11 protein-coding genes and 2 pseudogenes are annotated in these 14,522 nt (G+C 42.7%); 12 read left to right on the top strand and 1 reads right to left on the bottom strand.

Going from position 1 to position 14,522, the window contains the following annotated elements; all coding sequences use genetic code 11:
* Window positions 1–15: 15 nt before the first annotated feature.
* From PGQ33_RS09605 to PGQ33_RS09595, 3 genes are all read left to right on the top strand, one after another.
* Complete coding sequence (locus tag PGQ33_RS09605; protein ID WP_270205645.1) at window positions 16–1,971, top strand: amylo-alpha-1,6-glucosidase; 1,956 nt, start codon at window positions 16–18, stop codon at window positions 1,969–1,971.
* A gap of 1 nt (window position 1,972) precedes the next feature.
* Window positions 1,973–3,727, top strand: coding sequence for a glycoside hydrolase family 13 protein (locus PGQ33_RS09600; protein WP_270205644.1), 1,755 nt, complete (start codon window positions 1,973–1,975; stop codon window positions 3,725–3,727).
* Window positions 3,728–3,799: 72 nt separating this feature from the next.
* Complete coding sequence (locus tag PGQ33_RS09595) at window positions 3,800–5,431, top strand: glycoside hydrolase family 13 protein (protein ID WP_117835220.1); 1,632 nt, start codon at window positions 3,800–3,802, stop codon at window positions 5,429–5,431.
* Window positions 5,432–5,967: 536 nt separating this feature from the next.
* Here PGQ33_RS09595 and PGQ33_RS09590 read toward each other — a convergent pair.
* Window positions 5,968–6,246 (bottom strand): annotated as a pseudogene (locus PGQ33_RS09590) (recombinase family protein); the annotation flags it as partial.
* A 294-nt stretch (window positions 6,247–6,540) separates the two neighbouring features.
* On the opposite strand from PGQ33_RS09590, the gene PGQ33_RS09585 reads away from it, so the two are divergent.
* The 9 genes and pseudogenes from PGQ33_RS09585 to PGQ33_RS09545 form a co-directional block, all read left to right on the top strand.
* The gene (locus PGQ33_RS09585) at window positions 6,541–7,521 is read left to right on the top strand and encodes a DUF6017 domain-containing protein (RefSeq protein WP_270205643.1); all 981 of its coding nucleotides are present in this window, start codon (window positions 6,541–6,543) and stop codon (window positions 7,519–7,521) included.
* A 23-nt stretch (window positions 7,522–7,544) separates the two neighbouring features.
* The gene (locus PGQ33_RS09580; RefSeq protein WP_005422968.1) at window positions 7,545–7,763 is read left to right on the top strand and encodes a DUF5348 domain-containing protein; all 219 of its coding nucleotides are present in this window, start codon (window positions 7,545–7,547) and stop codon (window positions 7,761–7,763) included.
* A 94-nt stretch (window positions 7,764–7,857) separates the two neighbouring features.
* Complete coding sequence (locus PGQ33_RS09575; protein WP_270205642.1) at window positions 7,858–8,334, top strand: PcfB family protein; 477 nt, start codon at window positions 7,858–7,860, stop codon at window positions 8,332–8,334.
* Window positions 8,331–10,112, top strand: a complete 1,782-nt coding sequence (locus tag PGQ33_RS09570; RefSeq protein ID WP_270205641.1) for a VirD4-like conjugal transfer protein, CD1115 family — start codon at window positions 8,331–8,333, stop codon at window positions 10,110–10,112. Before PGQ33_RS09575 ends, PGQ33_RS09570 begins: the two co-directional genes overlap by 4 nt.
* On the top strand, window positions 10,109–10,321 hold the full coding sequence (locus PGQ33_RS09565; RefSeq protein WP_177794449.1) for a condensin complex subunit 2: 213 nt from the start codon (window positions 10,109–10,111) through the stop codon (window positions 10,319–10,321). Before PGQ33_RS09570 ends, PGQ33_RS09565 begins: the two co-directional genes overlap by 4 nt.
* A 208-nt stretch (window positions 10,322–10,529) precedes the next feature.
* Window positions 10,530–10,670 (top strand): Maff2 family mobile element protein, encoded by a 141-nt coding sequence (locus PGQ33_RS09560; RefSeq protein ID WP_002584976.1) that lies wholly within the window; start codon window positions 10,530–10,532, stop codon window positions 10,668–10,670.
* Window positions 10,671–11,072: 402 nt separating this feature from the next.
* Window positions 11,073–13,274: a HelD family protein gene (locus tag PGQ33_RS09555; RefSeq protein WP_117739290.1), complete on the top strand. Its 2,202-nt coding sequence runs from the start codon at window positions 11,073–11,075 to the stop codon at window positions 13,272–13,274.
* Window positions 13,275–13,374: 100 nt separating this feature from the next.
* Entirely contained in the window at window positions 13,375–13,707 is a 333-nt protein-coding gene (locus tag PGQ33_RS09550) for a winged helix-turn-helix domain-containing protein (RefSeq protein ID WP_227616378.1), read from the top strand.
* Window positions 13,708–14,182: 475 nt separating this feature from the next.
* A pseudogene (locus PGQ33_RS09545) lies at window positions 14,183–14,464 on the top strand (plasmid mobilization protein); the annotation flags it as partial.
* Window positions 14,465–14,522: the final 58 nt, after the last annotated feature.

Raw genomic sequence — 14,522 nt, 5'->3', positions numbered from 1 at the left:
AAGGGGGAGTAGTAAATGAAGTGGATTTATGGTAGACAGGATTGGAAAACATTAGAGAGAGGACTTGAAAATTGCTATCTTTTAACCAATGGACTGGGAGGTTTTTCTTCGCTTACGATGACCGGAGCTGTGGCAAGAAATGACCATTCGGTATTCATGTCATGTACGAAAGCTCCAAATCATAGGATAAATATGATTCATCGGATGAAGGAAGAATTGGATATCGGAGAATCAAAATATGTTCTTTCAACCCAGGAATTTGCGGATGGAACAAAAGAAGAAGGATACCGTTATCTTACAGAATTTTCTTTTGAAATTCTTCCTTCGTGGCGTTATCTGATAAACGGAATAGAGATAGAAAAAGAGATTGTGATGGCACAGGGCAGCAATCAGATTGCAGTGAATTATCATCTGAAAAACCGTGGTCAGAAAGAGGCCGCTCTCTGTGTAACTCCGTTTTTTCAATTTGAACCCAAAGGGGAAGATTTGAAAGAAGATAAGATATTTTCAAGACAAGAGCAAAAGATTACCGATGGAAAGTATGCTCTTTTCTTTGAAACAAATGGAGAAGTAGAAGGATTCACAGAAAAGAAAGAGACGTATTTTTATAGCTACGATGAATGTGATGGAAGACGGGAAAATGGAACAGCAGGCGCAGTTTATCAGATTAAAAAACGAGTAAATCCAGGGGAAGAGACAGATTTAACAGTGATTTATTCGATGGAAAGTCTGAAAGGTATAGACGCAAAAAAAATATTTGATAAAATAAAAGAAGAGCAGATCCATTATCAAGAGAAGCTTATAAAGACTTCAGGTTTGAAAAATAAACTGGCACAGACACTGGTTTGTAGTGCAGACAAGTTCCTTTCGAACAGAGAGTCTACGGATGGATTGACCATCCTTGCCGGCTTTCCATTTTTCGAAGACTGGGGAAGAGATACAATGATTGCACTTCCGGGAATCTGCATCTCCACAGGAAGAGTTGAAAGTGCAAAATCAATCTTGCGGACCTTTGCATTTTATGAAAAGGATGGATTGATGCCAAATCTGTTTCCGGAGGGGGAGAATGAGCCACTTTATAATACTGTAGATGCGGCACTATTATTTATCAACTGCGTGTGGTTATATTATGAAAAAACTCAGGACATCAAATTTGTAGAGGAAATGTATCCGGTAATGCAAAGGATTATTTCCGGTTATGAGAGAGGAACAAATTTCAATATCCATATGGAAGAAGATGGTCTTATCAGTGCCGGAGCGGGGCTGGATCAGGTGACATGGATGGATGTACGTGTGGGAGAAATCCTTCCGACACCAAGACATGGGAAACCGGTGGAGATCAATGCTTACTGGTATAATGCGCTTTGTATCATGCAAAAGTTTTCAGAAGTTTTGAAGAAAAATGAAGAGCAGAAATATGGAGAACTCGCACAGAAAGTGAAAGAATCTTTTGCACGAGAATTCTGGATGGAGGAAAAACACTGCCTGAAGGATGTAATTTCAGAAACAAAGGCAGATACACAAATTCGCTGTAATCAGATATGGGCGGTGTCTATGCCGTTTACTATGCTGGACGAAGAGAAAGAAAGACAGATTGTAGATACAGTGTTTGAAAGATTGTATACGCCTTATGGACTTCGGACATTAGATCCAAAAGACGAGGAGTTTCATGCAAGTTATGGTGGAGAGATGATAAAAAGAGATCTTGCTTATCATCAGGGAACTGTCTGGACTTTTCCGATGGGTGGATATTATCTCGCCTATCTAAAAGTAAATAAAGATTCAAGAGAAGCAAAAGAGATTGTGGCAAAGCAGTTGGAAGTGTTGGAAAGTGCAATGCGTGAAGGATGTATTGGCCAGCTCCCTGAAATTTATGATGGAGAGATTCCGGTTTCTTCAAAAGGATGTTTTGCACAGGCGTGGAGTGTAGGGGAAATCCTGCGTGTTTATGAAAAATTGGAGGAAGAATAAGATGGAATTTACCGGTGTATATCATAAAACATCAGAGCAGATGAGTTATCCTCTGGATGAGGACAGACTGATTGTAAATATTAAGACCGGGTATGATGTAAAACAGGTGTTTATCCATTACGGAGATCCTTATGAGGCCGGGATTCTGGGTGGAAATGAAAAATGGACAGGAAAAAGAGAGGAAATTATTTATAAAAAACGTCTGCCTTATCAAATCTGGTGGACAACAACGCTTCTTCCTGCATATAAAAGATGCAAATATTATTTTGAGCTGAGAACAGAAGAGGAAGTCTGGTATTATTTTGAAGACGGTTTCCTGACAGAAGAACAGCTTCAGATGGATGGCCGTATGCAGCAGTGTTTTATTGTACCATGGATGAATCCAGCAGATATAAACCGCACACCTGCATGGGTGAATGATACGATCTGGTATCAGATTTTCCCGGACAGGTTCTGCAATGGGACACCGGAAAAGAATGGAAATGATATCACACCGTGGAGAAATCACGGAACAGTGACAAATCAGGAAAAATTCGGAGGAAATCTGGAGGGAATCCGTCAGAGACTACAGTATCTTCAGGAGCTGGGAATTACCGGAATTTATCTGAATCCGATCATGGAAGCAGAATCTAACCACAAATATGATACTACAGATTATACAAAGATTGATCCGGCTTTCGGCAATGAAGAAATGATGAAAGCACTTTGCAGGGAAGCGCACGAAAAAGGAATCCGTATTATGGTTGACGCAGTATTTAATCACTGCGGAAGAAAATTCGCGCCGTGGATGGATGTACTGGAGCATGGGAAAGATTCCCGTTATGCGGACTGGTTTATGATAGAAGACTGGGAAGAGATCGGAAAACGAGCAGACACAAGAGACAGGCGCTTTTACTCTTTTGCATTTGCAGATACGATGCCAAAATTAAATACGAATAATGAAGAAGTAATTGAGTATTTTTGTAAGGTCTGCGAGGAATGGATTCAAAAATTTGATATAGACGGAATCCGTTTTGATGTGGGAAATGAAGTATCACATCGGTTCTTAAAGCGGATGCGAGAACATTTAAAAACGATAAAATCGGACATTTATCTGTTGGGAGAAATCTGGCACGATGCAAGCCAGTGGCTGCAAGGAGATGAATATGATTCCGTTATGAATTACCCGCTGCTCAGTGGAATCCATGACTTTTTTCTAGATAAAACGATGAAAAAAGAGGAATTTGAATATATGGTAAATCGTTGTTATACTATGTATATGCAGCAGAATAACGATGTACTCTTCAATCTGCTGGATTCCCACGATACAGAGAGACTTATGAACCGTTTTCATAATCTGGATAAATTCTATCAGCAGCTTGCAATTCTCTTCACACTTCCGGGAAGTCCTTGTATTTACTACGGAACAGAGATTGCGATGGAAGGTGCACATGACCCGGATTGCAGAAGATGTATGCCATGGAGCGAGATCGAAAGCAAAGAGAATCAGGAAAAAATTGCAATGATGCGGAAACTGATCATGCTTAGAAGAAACGAGGAAATGTGCAGAAGCCCGCATTTCCATTTTCCGGATACTTACAAAAATGATCGATGTGTAGAATACATAAAATTAGATGAAGAAGGTAATAAAATTGAGGTTCTATTAAATGCATCGGAGGAAGAAATAAAAGTAAAAGGAAATGGAAAAATTCTTTTTGCCCGAGAATTTGATGGAGAGATACTTGGTGTGAACGGAACACTCATTCGTAGAATTTAGAGAGCATGTAAAGAAAGGAGAGGATGTCCCGGTAGAACCAGATAATCTGCCGGAGAGATATCGAAATTGGGTATGGAAAATAAGAATAAATGGTGGAAAAATGCAGTCGTATATCAGATTTATCCGAAAAGCTTTCAAGATTCGGACGGAGATGGAATAGGTGATATTCCAGGAATTATCAGCAGACTGGATTATTTGAAAAAACTTGGAATAGATGCAATCTGGCTCTCACCGGTGTATCGTTCTCCACAGGATGACAATGGATATGATATTTCAGATTATCAGGATATTGAGCCAATGTTCGGAACAATGGAAGATATGGAACAGTTATTTGTGGAGGCAAAGAAACGCGGAATCCGAATTATGATGGATCTTGTATTGAATCATACTTCAGATGAACACAGATGGTTTTTGGAAGCAAAGAAAAGTAAAGACAATCCGTATCATGATTATTATGTGTGGCGTGACGGAGAAGAAGACGTTTATCCAAACGATATGAATTCTGTGTTCGGTGGACCGGCATGGGAGTGGGTTCCAGAATTGGGACAGTATTATTTTCATCAATTTTCAGTGAAACAGCCGGATCTGAACTGGGAGAATCCGAAAGTGAGAAGAGAGCTCTATGATATGATTCTCTGGTGGATGGAAAAAGGGGCAGGCGGATTTCGTTTGGATGTAATTGATCAGATTGCAAAAGAGCCAGATCTTAAGATCACAAATAATGGACCAAAGTTGCATGAATTTCTGCGTGAATTAAGCAGGGAAACATTTCAGAAGGGCGACATGATCACTGTAGGAGAAGCCTGGGGAGCAACACCGGAAATTGCAAAGAAATATAGTAATCCGGATGGAAGTGAATTTTCCATGGTTTTCCAGTTTGAGCACATTATGCTTGATCAGGAAGAAGGAAAGGAAAAATGGGACACGATTCCATTGAATCTGGTAAAGCTGAAAAAATGCCTTGCAAAGTGGCAGAATACTTTATATCAGGTAGGATGGAACAGTCTGTTCATGAATAACCATGATCTTCCTAGAATCGTGTCGCGCTGGGGAAATGACGGAAAATACAGAAAAGAGTCGGCAAAAATGCTGGCGACAATGCTTCATGGAATGCAGGGAACTCCTTACATTTATCAGGGAGAAGAGCTGGGAATGACGAATGTGCAGTTTGACAGCATTGAAGAATATGAAGATATTGAGACATTGAATATGTACAAAGAGCGTCTGGAAAAAGGATATCAGCCAGAAGAAATCCTGCATTCTATTTACGCAAGAAGTCGTGATAATGCCCGTACTCCGATGCAGTGGAGCAGTGAGAAGAACGGAGGCTTCACAACAGGAGAACCATGGTTTGCAGTGAATCCAAATTATATCAGGATTAATGCGAAAGAGGCACTGGAAGATGAAAATTCGGTATTTTACTATTATCAGAAGCTGATTCAGTTAAGAAAAGAAAATCCAGTATTCGTGAATGGAAAATTTGAACTTCTTCTGCCGGAAGATGAGAGAATTTTCGCCTATACGAGAACAGATGAGCATACAAAGATGCTGGTATGTACAAACTTTACGGATGAGGAAGTTAGCTGCCCATTGCTTGATGAGTGGAAAGACGGGGAAGTCTGGATCCAGAATTATGAGGACGGCAGAGAAGGAAATATATTGCGTCCTTATGAGGCGGTGATAATTGCATTTACTGGCAAATAGATTGAGTTTCTTTTTTGGCATCAAAATTCACTTACTATATTTCTTCCTGCCACGCTCATCAAGAAAGAACGCCCATTCTTCCTTGAGGTATTTCGGCATACGGGGCATAGAGGACACCTCCTTTGTGCTGCCTAATTGCCGATTTGCTCCCGAAACGCAGAAACGCCCAAAACCGTTTCCCGTTGTATGGTTTCGGGGCGATTTTGGGCGTTTTCTTTCGATATGAGCGGCTTTGTTTTGACGGCGGTATCCTTTACCGCCAACCATTCAAAAGCCGCTGTTTGTCACTTCCGGGTAACAAAAAAGCGCCGTATTGCTACGACGCTTTTGTCTTGCTCGGAAGATGGAGCAAGGGAACACTATTCAATTATCTGTTGTACTTTTTCTTTCTGCTGACAACCGTTGTGCCAATGGCTGCACCGCCGCTGATGAACAACAGGGCAATCCACAAAGCAAGGTTGCTTGTATCGCCAGTCTAGGAAAGTTTGGAATCGTCTTTCAGCTTCGCCGTTACGGTGTCGGCTTTTTCCACCGCTTCTTGCTCGGCTTATTTTGTTGCTGGTGTCCTTGGCATACCACTCGTTCATTATGTTGAGGAACGGGGTGAAGTCGTTATCCTGCGGCTTGTCACTGTCCACGCTGTTATTGATTGCAATAAAGCGTATCTGCTTCTTGGGGAACAGAATCTCGGTATAAAAGCCGACCTCAAGATAGTTTCTGCAGAAACGGCTCATATCCTTGACGATAATTGTGCCGATTTTCCCGGCTTCGGCTTCTGCAAGCATTGCCTGAAATCCGGGACGGTTGAAAGATGAGGTTAGATAACGATACTTTTTGAAACACAGTAAAATCAAGGTTTTTCGGACAATGGACAAGCATGGTTTGTACTACAACTAAATATTACACCGCACAAGCGGCGTTTCCACTTCCATACGGAAGAACAGAAACGCCGCTTTTTTCATACCCTTTGTTACGCAGTAGGGGCAAAAAAAGCCTTGCTACAAGCGGCTTTGCGAGTGCGAAAACCACTTAGGCGATACTTGATACCTAAACCCTCAAAATCGCCGTTCTACTGCGTAACAAATCCACAACAAAGGAGTGATGAAGCTATGGCAGTTTTCCGTGTGGAGCGAAACAAAGGTTATACCGTAATGAGCAACCACCACTTACGCAACAAGGAGCTTTCCTTAAAGGCAAAGGGGCTGTTATCTCAAATGCTGTCCCTGCCGGAGGATTGGGATTATACCCTTGCAGGGCTGTCCTTTATCAACCGGGAAAGTATCGACGCTATCCGTACCGCCGTTTGGGAGCTTGAAAAAGCCGGATATATCACAAGGCGGCAGGGACGCGACGAGAAAGGCAAAATGACCGCTATCGAGTACACCATTTACGAACAGCCGCAGCCGCCGGAATTGGATTGCCCGGTATTGGAAAATCCAACAGCGGATAACCCGATATTGGAAAATCCGACAACGGATAATCCGACGTTGGAAAATCCAATGCAATTAAATAAAGATATATCAAGAACTAACTTACCAAAAAAAGAAAAATCAAATACGGATTTATCAATTACCCATTCCATTCCTATCCATTCCCTAAATCCCTTGCCTTATGGCGAGGACGAAGCGGCACAGCCGCCGGAACGGAAAAGAACGGAAAGGAACGACGCTTACCGAGTGTATGAGGAAATTATCAAAGACAACATCGCCTATGACATTCTCTTGCAGGACAGAAGCCTTGACCGCGACCGTCTGAATGAGATTGTTGACCTCATGCTTGAAACCGTCTGTACGGCACGAAAGAAAATCCGTATTGCAGGGGACGATTACCCCGCAGAGCTTGTGAAGTCAAAGTTTATGAAGCTGAACAGCGAACATATCCGCTTTGTGCTTGACTGTATGCAGGAGAACACCACGAAAATCCGCAATATCAAGCAGTACCTAAAGGCGGTTCTTTTCAATGCCCCGTCTACCATTGACAGCTATTATACTTCCCTTGTCGCTCACGACATGGCAAGCGGCGCATTATCCGGCAAGCCTAAATACGGCGACCCGGACTACTACACCTACAACGAGGGCGAAAGCCTGTAAACGAAAAAAGGAGGATTTACCACATGGCACAGAAAACAGGAGCTTTAATTTTTGATGAAACCGCTGACCGCTACGACATTCGCTTTGACATTGCCGACTATTACGGCGGCTTGCATTGCGGCGAGTGCATGGACGTATTCACAGGCGGCAAATGGAAGCCGACCCGGATTGAGTACGGGGACAACTGGTATCTTGTAGGTATCCGCGCCGAGGACTTGAACGGGCTGCGGGTGCGGATTTAACGGGGCGGCGTGAACAACGGACGCCCTTTTTTCACGCCCCAAAGCGGCGTACCACCTTAACACTATCACTACCGGGAAAGGAGGACGGTAAACATTGCAGGACGAAATCAACGAAAAAGTGGTTGCGCTCTCTGTCAAGGGAGCGAAGCTGACCGCTGAAATGCTGCAAAAGGCAATCAAAGCCATGCTTGCACAGGCAAAAAAACAGCAGGAAAAACAGACCCACGGGAAGCAGACCCTAAAGCAGCTTGCGAAGCAGAACGCGGGGCTATCCAACATTGAGATAACCGAGGGCAATATCAAAGCCTTTGAGCAGACGGCGAAAAAATACGGTATCGACTTTGCCTTAAAGAAAGACAGCACCGAAACGCCGCCCCGTTATCTCGTCTTTTTCAAGGGGCGGGACGCGGACGCTCTGACCGCAGCCTTTAAGGAGTTTTCCGCAAAGAAGCTGACACAGGAGCAAAAGCCCTCTATCCGAAAGGCACTTGCCACATTCCGGGAAGCAGCAAAGCAGCTTAACGCGAACCGTCAAAAGACAAAACACAAGGACAGGGAGGTGTCGCTATGAAGCCGAATATCAAGAAGCTGCTTATCCTAAACGCCCCCTATCTGCTCTTTGTGTATCTCTTTGATAAAGTCGGACAGGCGGTGCGGCTCTCTCCGGGGGCTGACCTCTCCGGCAAGCTGCTTTCCATTGGCAGCGGCTTTTCTGCCGCCTTTTCAAATGCCCTGCCGAGTTTTGCCCCTATGGATTTGCTTATCGGCATTGTCGGGGCTGTCGTTATCCGGCTTGCGGTCTATGTGAAAGGCAAGAACGCAAAGAAATACCGTAAGGGCATGGAGTACGGCTCTGCACGTTGGGGCAACGCCGAGGATATAAAGCCGTATATCGACCCCATTTTTGAAAATAACGTGCTGCTGACGCAGACCGAACGGCTGATGATGTCAAGCCGCCCGAAGCACCCGAAATATGCACGAAACAAAAATGTACTTGTAATCGGCGGCTCCGGCAGCGGCAAAACGAGGTTTTTTGTAAAGCCCAACTTAATGCAAATGCACAGCAGCTATGTAGTCACTGACCCGAAAGGAACGGTTTTAATCGAGTGCGGGAAGCTCTTGCAGCGGGGCGGGTACAAAATCAAGGTGCTGAACACCATCAATTTCAAGAAATCCATGCGGTACAATCCCTTTGCCTATCTGCGCAGCGAAAAGGATATTTTGAAACTGGTAAATACCATTATCGCCAACACCAAAGGCGACGGGGAAAAATCCGGCGAGGATTTTTGGGTGAAATCGGAACGGCTTTTTTACTGCGCCCTTATCGGCTACATCTGGTACGAAGCCCCGGAGAATGAGAAAAACTTTACGACGCTGCTTGAAATGATAAATGCGTCGGAAGCCCGCGAGGACGACCCGGAATTTCAATCCCCCGTTGACCTCATGTTTGAACGCTTGGAGGAAAAAGACCCGGAACATTTTGCGGTGCGCCAGTACAAGAAGTTTTTGCTGTCTGCCGGAAAAACAAGAAGCTCTATCCTCATTTCCTGCGGTGCGCGGCTTGCACCATTTGACATTCGGGAGCTGCGCGAGCTGATGGAAACCGACGAAATGGAGCTTGACACCTTGGGTGACCGAAAGACCGCACTTTTTGTTATTATCTCTGACACCGACGACACCTTTAACTTTGTTGTATCAATCCTTTACACACAGCTTTTCAATCTGCTTTGTGACAAGGCAGATGATGTGTACGGCGGGCGGCTGCCTGTTCATGTGCGCTGTCTGCTTGACGAGTTTGCAAATATCGGGCAGATACCGAAGTTTGAAAAGCTCATTGCCACTATCCGAAGCCGTGAAATCTCCGCGTCCATCATCTTGCAGAGCCAGTCGCAGCTAAAGGCTATCTACAAGGACAACGCCGATACCATTGTCGGCAACTGCGATACGACCCTGTTTTTGGGCGGCAAGGAGAAAACGACCCTTAAAGAAATGTCGGAAATCTTGGGGAAAGAAACGATTGACAGCTTCAATACTTCCGAAACAAGAGGACGGGAGCTTTCCCACGGGCTGAACTATCAGAAGTTAGGCAAGCAGCTTATGAGCGAAGATGAAATTGCGGTCATGGACGGCGGGAAATGTATCTTGCAGTTACGCGGGGTGCGCCCGTTCTTCTCCGAAAAATACGATATTACCAAACACCCGAAGTACAAGTACCTTTCCGACTTTGACAAGAAAAATGCCTTTGACATGGAAAAGCACTTGCGCCGCCGTCCTGCAATCGTAAAGCCGGACGAGGTATTTGACTATTACGAAGTTGACGAAGCAGATTTGCAGGAGGACGCAGAATGAATAAGCGTATCAGAAAGAAAAAGGCAAAACAGCAGCTAATCCGAGCTATCAGCGGGCTTATGGAAGCCGCCGAGGAAATGCAGCGGGAACAGGAACGCAGGACAAGACAGGCAGGTATTTCCTATATCAAGTATATCGAAGCTGTCCGGGAACGGCAGTACGGCATTATGCCTGTCTACACACCACTTTTTGAAAAGGAGGGAGCTTAAAGTAAAAACAATAAACACGGGCTACATGGTACGCGCCCCTACTCCTTGCGCGTATCGCGGCAGGAAGCCGCACCCTTACAACTGAATACCGCCGCGCCGCAGAAATTACGCAGCGCGGGGACTTATGACCGCGGCAGTTATCAAAAACTGACCGCCGTTTTTTATGCCCTTTTTCGGGCAGCCGCAAAGCGGCAGAAAGGAGTTTTATATGGCATTTTTCAACAGCGCAGTAAACGTATTGCAGACACTCGTTATCGCTCTCGGAGCCGGACTTGGCATTTGGGGTGTTATCAACCTCTTGGAGGGCTACGGAAACGACAATCCGGGCGCGAATGCTCATGTACGGTAAAGAAGCAAGCAACCGAAAACAAGAGATAGACCGCAAGCACCACACTATTCCGAACAAAAGAACCAAAGACAAGCATTATGGAAATGTGCATAACAGGCTATGGAATCATGGATAACTCTATTCACAGGACATGGAAAGCTAAGGTGCAGCTTTCCCACGTTCTGTAAGAAGAATTTACTGGGCTTGTATTCCTGTCTGCTGAAGATATGGGATAATGGGAAAGGCTACTGACCTTTTTACTATTGCATATACAATATTTTTGTATTCTCTCTCCCACCATAATAGTATCATACAAATTTCATGATTACAAGACTGTTTATATAGGCAAACGTGTGCTAAACTAGCCTAGCAATGTATCAGTGAGAATTTTTCTGTTGTTTTTTATCAAGGAGGGTATTTTTTATGGGAAATAATCAATCAGAAAGAGAGTACGAAGAAATAAGATTAAAGCAAACTATATCTTTAGCCGAGGAACAATTAAAACAAGCAAAAGAAGCAGCAGAAAAAAAGAAATCACAAATTATCGAAGCCAAAAAAGAAGTTCGTGAAAACGCAACACATAGTGTTACAAATCTATACACTTCTGACGGATTTGAGGCACTTGTTGAGTTAAGTCAATATATGAACCCTGTTACAGATAAAATTGTAGATTATGAAGAAGAAGAACACAGAATACTTTTACTGGAAAACATGATAAAATCACCATATTTTGCCCGTATTGATTTTAAATTTGATGATGAGGAAGAATGTGAAAAAATATATATCGGACGTTCCTCTCTACGGAAAAACAGTTATCAGGAGATGTATGTTTATGATTGGCGATCACCGATTGCAAGTATTTTTTACCGCTTTATGAAAGGAGAAGCATTTTATGACGCTCCATGCGGGCGGGTAACAGGTGAACTCAAATTAAAACGTCAGTATGAAATAAAGAATGGAGTGTTAAAGTATTTTTTTGATACAGATGTGCAGATTGTTGATGAATTTTTAAGACAACTATTATCACAGAATACCACCGCCAAAATGAAAGCGATAGTTGAAACAATACAACAAGAACAGGACGCTGTTATCAGAGATATGGAAAACGACCTGTTAATGGTGCAGGGCGTGGCAGGAAGCGGTAAAACTTCCATTGCCCTTCATCGGGCAGCTTATCTTATGTATCAAGGATTACAGACAAAGTTGTCCGCAAATAATATTATGATTATTTCCCCTAATACTATATTTGAGCAATATATTTCTAATGTGTTGCCCGAATTGGGAGAAGATAATGTTATCTCCGTTGTATTTGAGGATATTCTAAAAATGCTGTTAAAAGGCAGGAAAATTCAGTCCAAGAACGATTTTTTAGAAAAAATAATTGCTCCCTCACAATACAAAAAAATTTATAAAGACAGTATCGAGTTTAAAGCGTCAAAACTTTTTGGGGAAATATTAGACAAATTTATTTATGATATTCCATGCCAATGGATAGAATTTGATGATGTTTATTATGAAGGAACATGTGTTGTAAACAGGCAGACTCTACAAGATAAGATACTGGGAAGAACAGAAACTCCATTAGGCATAAAGTTAGAGCAATTAGAAGATTATATTTTAGAACTAATATTTGGAACAGGAAAGGGACGGGGACATAAAGCAGAAAAAAATTTAGTAAAGCAGGAAATACAAAAATTTATAAAAATTGATATATTTGAGTTGTATAAAACATTATTTAGCAATGAATCCTATTTTTTCAGTTTATTGCAAAATAATAATTCCTCAGAGAGCATAAAGGAAATCCGGGAATATACGAAAGAAAATCTGGAAGCAGGCTGTATATACTATGATGACGCAATAGCAATGCTTTATTTATATTTAAAAATATACGGAACGAATGAATATAAAAATATCAAGCAGGTTGTCATTGATGAAGCTCAAGACTATTACCCGCTTCAATATGAAATATTCGGCTTATTATTTCCAAATGCTAAATTTACAATCTTAGGGGATATGAAACAAACCCTTGCCAAAAAAGAGGATATATCTTTCTATGAAGAAATTCATAAAATACTGAATAAGAAAAAATCTTCTCTTATCGTGTTGAACAAAAGTTTCCGTTGTACGAATGAGATATTAAATTTTAGCTTAAAATTCATAGAACAAAGTCCACAGATAAAAAGTTTTAATCGGAAAGGGGATAGCCCGGAAGTATTTATTGCGGATAATTCCGAAGTCTTTATTGACAAGATTGTTGAAGAGGTAAAATCATGCCAAGAAAAAGGATTACAGTCAATAGGATTAATTTGTAAAACTGAAAATAATTCCATCTGCTTGTATAACAAAATAAAGCACAAACTAGATATACAAATAATCAGAAATGGAAGTGCAGCAGAGTTACAAGGTGTATTCATTATACCAGTATATATGTCAAAGGGGTTGGAATTTGATGCCGTCTTAATTTGTGATGCAGACAATCAAAACTACTATGATGAAGATGATAAAAATCTCTTATACGTTGCCTGTACCAGAGCACTCCATAGACTTAGCTTATTTTGTGAAAAAGAAGTTAGCCCATTGATATATGCAACTTCTAAACATACAAAACTAGCGCAGACAGAATAGGTCATGAAAACACATGGATAAGTTAATAATAATTCGGACAGATAATCAGAACAACTTATATGAACAAATTATATCGTTAATAACTGCCAATCAAGCTAAAATGGAAACCATGTCTTTTGGTGTTTTTCCTACACTCTTTTTTCCGGGACTGGAAATAAGGCAGCACCAACGCCGGGTATTTAGGGACGGGGAGGAAATAAACCTTACCCGCCTTGAATACAGTACCCTTGTATTCCTTGCTTCCAATCCCGGCAATGTCCTCACACAAGAACAGATTTTTGAAGCCGTTTGGAACATGGATAGCGATAGCTGCCATTCAAGTGTTGTCAACGTGATTTACAACCTACGGAAAAAGATAGAGCCGGACAGCAAAAACCCCACCTACATAAAGACCGTTTTAGGCATAGGCTACAAGTTTGCTTCCGGGGAATGACAACCGAATAACCGCCGCCCTTTTTGGCAGTCAGTAAACAGGAAATCAGAAAAAGGTTTCCTGTTTTTTTGCGCCCGTTTTTGTCAAATACTGTTACGAAAACACGAAAAGATTTTCCGGGGGACTTTGCCATATTTTTCTTCCAGTGCGTAGTAATAATGACGGGAAAAATATTGCCGCAAAGTTGGCAGAAGCCCCGCCCTCTCCGTCGAGGGTATCAGCAGAAGCCTACACAGCGGAATCCGTCACTTTCTTAGAGCAAGATTCTACCGCAGTACCAAAATTCGCTTTTCGCTCATTTTGCCCCTGCGGGAATCTTGTTGGGGAGTGCCTTCCCCAAACCCTGCTTATGCGGCTTGCGCCGCTTAAAAATCCCTCAAAATATTTTTTCGGATTTTTCAAAAACAGTTCCGCTTCACACCCCGTTTTTCTCCTATTAGTGAGAGGACACCACGCACAGAAAGGAGGTTTTACCATGCGAAAACGATACAACACACCGCACCGCAGCCGGGTAGTCAAGACACGCATGACCGAGGAAGAATACGCCGAGTTTGCGGAAAGGCTTTCTGCTTACAACATGAGCCAAGCCGAGTTTATCCGGCAAGCCATAACCGGGGCAGCCATACGCCCCATCATAACCGTTTCTCCTGTCAATGACGAGCTGCTTGCCGCTGTCGGGAAACTGACCGCCGAATACGGCAGGATCGGCGGCAACTTAAACCAGATAGCCCGGACGCTGAACGAGTGGCACAGCCCCTAGGTCATTCAATCGGATATGGAAAGAAAGAGACAGTGCACAGCCGAGACTTTTGGAA

This window comes from Coprococcus sp. AM100_B19A, from assembly GCF_027662015.1.
GTDB classification, from domain to species: domain Bacteria; phylum Bacillota; class Clostridia; order Lachnospirales; family Lachnospiraceae; genus Allocoprococcus; species Allocoprococcus comes.
This window is presented reverse-complemented; position numbering and strand designations above follow the sequence as displayed.

Excerpts from the sequence above, each read along its gene's own strand:
- PGQ33_RS09605 (WP_270205645.1), top strand. The coding sequence starts at position 16 with ATGAAGTGGATTTATGGTAGACAGGATTGGAAAACATTAGAGAGAGGA.
- PGQ33_RS09600 (WP_270205644.1), top strand. The coding sequence starts at position 1,973 with ATGGAATTTACCGGTGTATATCATAAAACATCAGAGCAGATGAGTTAT.
- PGQ33_RS09595 (WP_117835220.1), top strand. The coding sequence starts at position 3,800 with ATGGAAAATAAGAATAAATGGTGGAAAAATGCAGTCGTATATCAGATT.
- PGQ33_RS09585 (WP_270205643.1), top strand. The coding sequence starts at position 6,541 with ATGGCAGTTTTCCGTGTGGAGCGAAACAAAGGTTATACCGTAATGAGC.
- PGQ33_RS09580 (WP_005422968.1), top strand. The coding sequence starts at position 7,545 with ATGGCACAGAAAACAGGAGCTTTAATTTTTGATGAAACCGCTGACCGC.
- PGQ33_RS09570 (WP_270205641.1), top strand. The coding sequence starts at position 8,331 with ATGAAGCCGAATATCAAGAAGCTGCTTATCCTAAACGCCCCCTATCTG.
- PGQ33_RS09565 (WP_177794449.1), top strand. The coding sequence starts at position 10,109 with ATGAATAAGCGTATCAGAAAGAAAAAGGCAAAACAGCAGCTAATCCGA.
- PGQ33_RS09560 (WP_002584976.1), top strand. The coding sequence starts at position 10,530 with ATGGCATTTTTCAACAGCGCAGTAAACGTATTGCAGACACTCGTTATC.
- PGQ33_RS09555 (WP_117739290.1), top strand. The coding sequence starts at position 11,073 with ATGGGAAATAATCAATCAGAAAGAGAGTACGAAGAAATAAGATTAAAG.
- PGQ33_RS09550 (WP_227616378.1), top strand. The coding sequence starts at position 13,375 with ATGGAAACCATGTCTTTTGGTGTTTTTCCTACACTCTTTTTTCCGGGA.